Source organism: Traorella sp. mt218, from assembly GCF_055420025.1.
In genome coordinates this window covers 1-4,436 of the sequence record NZ_JBVAYM010000045.1, presented here as the reverse complement: position 1 = coordinate 4,436, position 4,436 = coordinate 1, and the positions used below count along the sequence as shown (strand labels likewise).

The 4,436-nt window shown below is 37.8% G+C and carries 5 protein-coding genes; 3 read left to right on the top strand and 2 right to left on the bottom strand.

Annotated features, from left to right (window positions below):
• The 3 genes from ACZYT3_RS12535 to ACZYT3_RS12525 form a co-directional block, all read left to right on the top strand.
• Window positions 1-899: hypothetical protein (locus ACZYT3_RS12535; RefSeq protein WP_464088885.1), on the top strand; the 899-nt coding region annotated here is incomplete at its 5' end.
• Between the two features lie 10 nt (window positions 900-909).
• The gene (locus ACZYT3_RS12530; RefSeq protein ID WP_464088884.1) at window positions 910-1,752 is read left to right on the top strand and encodes a hypothetical protein; all 843 of its coding nucleotides are present in this window, start codon (window positions 910-912) and stop codon (window positions 1,750-1,752) included.
• A 1-nt stretch (window position 1,753) separates the two neighbouring features.
• Complete coding sequence (locus ACZYT3_RS12525; RefSeq protein ID WP_294561375.1) at window positions 1,754-2,305, top strand: hypothetical protein; 552 nt, start codon at window positions 1,754-1,756, stop codon at window positions 2,303-2,305.
• A gap of 57 nt (window positions 2,306-2,362) precedes the next feature.
• Here ACZYT3_RS12525 and ACZYT3_RS12520 read toward each other — a convergent pair whose 3' ends face one another.
• Window positions 2,363-3,289: a 1-phosphofructokinase family hexose kinase gene (locus ACZYT3_RS12520; protein WP_294561376.1), complete on the bottom strand. Its 927-nt coding sequence runs from the start codon at window positions 3,287-3,289 to the stop codon at window positions 2,363-2,365.
• A 352-nt stretch (window positions 3,290-3,641) separates the two neighbouring features.
• Window positions 3,642-4,436 (bottom strand): IS200/IS605 family accessory protein TnpB-related protein (locus ACZYT3_RS12515; protein ID WP_464088883.1); only part of this gene is annotated, 795 nt, incomplete at its 5' end.

The following is a 4,436-nucleotide window of genomic DNA, read 5'->3' as shown; positions in this document are numbered from 1 at the left end:
GTGATTGTATGAAAAAGATAGTGTACTATTATTTTCTTTTGCTTATTGTCGTTACGATCTTAGATATGATCAATGATAATATTGATCTTTTTATGAACCTTTTTATTGCTTTGTTCATTCTTTTTATCGTAATGATCATCATAAGTTATATCGAAAAGAAAAGACATCCCGATGAATACAATCAACGCCTTAAAAACAGAGAGATGGAAAAAGCATTGTTATTGCTTGTGAAAAGCAAAGAAATTCTCAAGGTCAATGACTCTATCATACTTCAAGGCAGTGGTCAAAATTTAAAGAATGTGAACATTCTTTATAAAGATAAAGATTTATGCTCACTTGCTGTATATAAAAAAGATTATCCTCAACAATATCAGATGCTTTTAGAAAAAGTATATCAGATATTCAACGCTTCCTCTTTTCAGGATGGAAATCAGCCTTTAGAGAAAAAAGAGGATGCCAAAGCCTTGTTGTTCAGTGATGAGATTTCAGAAATCGACCGTTTCAATGACGATATTCCCGATGAAACCGTTTCTAATGTTCTTGATGAATGCAGCACACATCTAAAAAAGCTTCAACAGCTGCTTGCAGATTATCCTCAAGAAAACGATAAGATCAAAAAGCTTCACCAGCATTATCTGCCTCTCCTCATGGATATCCTTGAACAATACTGCAAGATTTCCCAGGTAAGCGGAGAAAGTGAAGAAGCAAAAGAAAAACTGACAAAAACGATCGATCTGGTGAATACCGCCATTCAAAATATTACCTTCAGCTTATCTGAAAAGGATGAGCTGGATATGAATGTGAATATGAATGTTTTAGAAGATTTATTAAAGAAAGACGGATTGATCGATGACCGTTTGACTTCTTCCATGGAAGAGCTATACAAGAAAATAAAATAAGGGGGAGCTTATGAAATACAAAATTCCTATTATCATTATCATGTGGGTCATATATGGTACGCTCAATGATTATCTGACATTTTTAGATTATGATCTGATTTCCCTGATTCCTGTCATAATCACCATATGTCTGATTTTTGATTTTTATCCAAAATCTCTGCGTTTCAATAAATATCGCAAATTAGAAAAAAGTGTCCTTAAAAAATTAGATACCAAAAACCCTTTTGATGTCAATGATCATATTCAACTTGTGAAAAACGGGGAAGAATTTTCAGATATCGAGGTATATTATAATAGTGAACGAATATGTGCCTTATATGAATTTAAGGAAAAATATCCTGATAAATACAAAGCTCTCTTAACCAGTATCCTTGATACCCAAATCAAGATGCCTGAAAAAGAAAAGCCCCGGGAAAAAAAGACTCTTCCGTTTGAAGGTACGATCGAAGCTATTGATTCCTATAATATCGACATTACGGATGAAGAGCTTTCACTGGGACTTTATAACTGTACCAACCAGCTGAAATATCTTCAAAAACTGTTGATCGAATATCCTTTGCAGAATGAAAAGATCCATAAGCTTGATGAGTATTATTTACCTATCCTTTTGGATATCCTTCACAATTATTGTAAAGTGAGCAAGACAGATGAAGCTGTTGCTTTGAAGAAGAAATTAAATCAGACATTGGTCTTAGTCAATGAAGCTATCAAAAATATTACCCGTTCATTATTTGATGAAGAAAAATTAAATTTAAATGTTGATATGAGCGTATTAGAGAATTTATTGAAAAAAGACGGACTGGTTGTTGATGAGATGAACAAGGATCAGTTAAAGGCATTTATGGAGGAATAGTATGAACAGGAATAACAATAAAGATCTTTTTGACACGATCGATGATTATTTTTCACAGATCAATGGTGAAGAAATCGCACAGAAGGTATCCAGCAGCGTGGATAAGCTTTCTAAAAATATCTCTGATACGATCGAAGATTCTTTGAAAAATAACGGCTACAACAATTTTTCCGAGTTCGTGGAAGGTGAATTTCGTGATAAAAAAGGCAGTAAACCACATTTTTCTAAATTTTTAAAAGAATATTCCTCTCGTCTTGAATATGTCAAGGAAGCCATTTCCAATGTGGAATATGAAATCAAGTATAGAGGTTATTTTAAAGAAGGACATCAGGAAGCATTACATGATATCCAATTACTTTTAGATAACTATACCGATAATCTGGATGACTTAGGAAAACGTATAAAAGCACAGATCAAGGAAATCAGACTACGCAGCTCCCATTATAAAAAAGCTTATGTCAACGGCTATATCAATGGCTGTGAATATGTACAAAAAGCCATACGACGCAGCAAACGCTTTATGATGGATAAAATTCTTGCGGAAATCATTTGATTATTAAATAAAGGTTTGACAAAACAGTCAAACCTTTATTACATTATATCCTCATGTTCATTTTCTTTCGATCACGATCTGATCCAGATAAGCACGTACTTCCTCATAGCTCTTAGGATGAGCATTGGAGCGCTGAGAGGCCGCCGCATAGCTGGCTCCTGCCAGACGCAATACTTCCTCATCACGCAGGCCATTTTCAAGTCCTACGACAAAACCGGCCACAAAAGCATCACCAACACCTACCTTTGATTTGATTTCCAAATTCATCGGAGTACAATGAAGCATCTTGCTTTTCGTAATCAAATAAACTCCCTGATGGTCATGCGAAACACAGAGCATTTCACAATGTTGACGTATAAACTCTCTTCCCATGGAAGCAATTTCTTCTTCGCTCAAGCGAGCATCAATATGATTGATCTTCGCCAGATCCGTACTTGTGATCTTTACGATATCAGGATGTGCCTCCAGGGAAGGCATCAGATATTTCATGCTTGTATCCAGAAATACCAGCGATTCATTTTCCTTTGCAATTTCAATGATCCTCTTATATGTATCCATTCCACAGCCCTTCGGCATCGAACCGCTGATAACAAGGATACATCTTTCATCAAGATGACTTCTGAAAAAATCCAGCAGAGCCTCCAGCTCATCATTCAAAACAAAAGGACCTTCTTCATTAAATTCACTGACACCATTTTCATCAAATACTTTTAAATTTGTCCGTGTGTTTCCAAGTATTTCGATCATATTATGATCGATATCCTCTCTTCTCAGCAGCATCTCGATAAAAGTACCAGCAGAACCGCCCAAAAAGCCGACAGCTACCGATTTATGATTCAAAGCCTTGATATCTCTTGATACATTGATTCCTTTGCCACCCGCATCACTTTCAATATGCGTCAAACGATTCAGCTGATTCAGCTGAATTTTATCAACATATCCCATTTTATCAAGTGCAGGATTTAAAGTACATGTATAGATCATAGGCTCTTCCCCTCTCCTAATTTCTTTTATTTTAGCACGTTCCATTGTACGTTTTCAACTCTTTCTAGAAATATGAGGGATTCCTTCGTATTTTATTTTCATCCAAGAAAATGATTTTGTAACCAAAATCATATGCAAATAAGTAACTCCCTATCTGCATACCCACCTACCTTTCTAGCGGCGTGGTTCCACTGACACCTTCCCATCTCCTTCTTTTGCTTCTCTCTGTAGCGCAAGGCTTTGGCGAAATGTTCCATTGTCAGCTTATGATTTAATCTTTCACAGGATTCCATCCCTTCCCCACGCTCCCATCTTCCAGTGAATCGCATGACTGCCGGGTCCTGCTTTTTTTCTATCTGAACAGGCTTAAATACGGAGTCCTCTGACATCCCTCCAATGTCGCTTTCCCCAGATCCCTGATCACTTCTTTCCATTCCCTGTATTCATGATATTCCTTCGGTATCCTTTCCCGATATCCTTCTCCCCTCCTTGCAATCACATACGCCGCACTGTGGTGAATGCTTAACCCTAACCGCTTCGCATATTTCAGCTTCCCGATCTGCGATGTATCCCTTGGATCTACCTTCCTTAAATATACTCCTTTTTTCCTGCATTTCCTTTCAATCTTCTCCTCCAGCTCCTTATATGCAAATGCCCCCAGCATCCGGTTATACTTTCTGTTCCCATACAGGCTCTCTTCTTTCTTCCTCTCAAAATCGAGCAATTCCATGACCAGATTCTTTTTCCTGCCCACACATTCCTCTACGATCCGTTTTACAGCCACATACCGTTCATATTCCCTCTGATTCCTTGCTCCTCTTTCTTTCACTGGTATCCGCCATGCCTTTACCAGATTCCCTTTCCTGTCGATCTCTGCAAGCGCTATGTGATCCCTGTTGATATCCATTCCGATACTTCCCCTATCAGATGGAGTTACCGGCTCATCCGGATATTCGGCAATGGCCCTGATGATAAAATATTCTCCATGATCATACAGCTCATACGCAATCGCCTTCCCGGGCGTATTGTGCTTCATCCTTACCGCTCTTTCTATATGCTCCCTATGCTTATGAAATACAACCGGCAGCTTCACTTCCTGTTCGATTCCCCGGTAGACAAGAACTCCTTCATCGATGTGATATTTGAA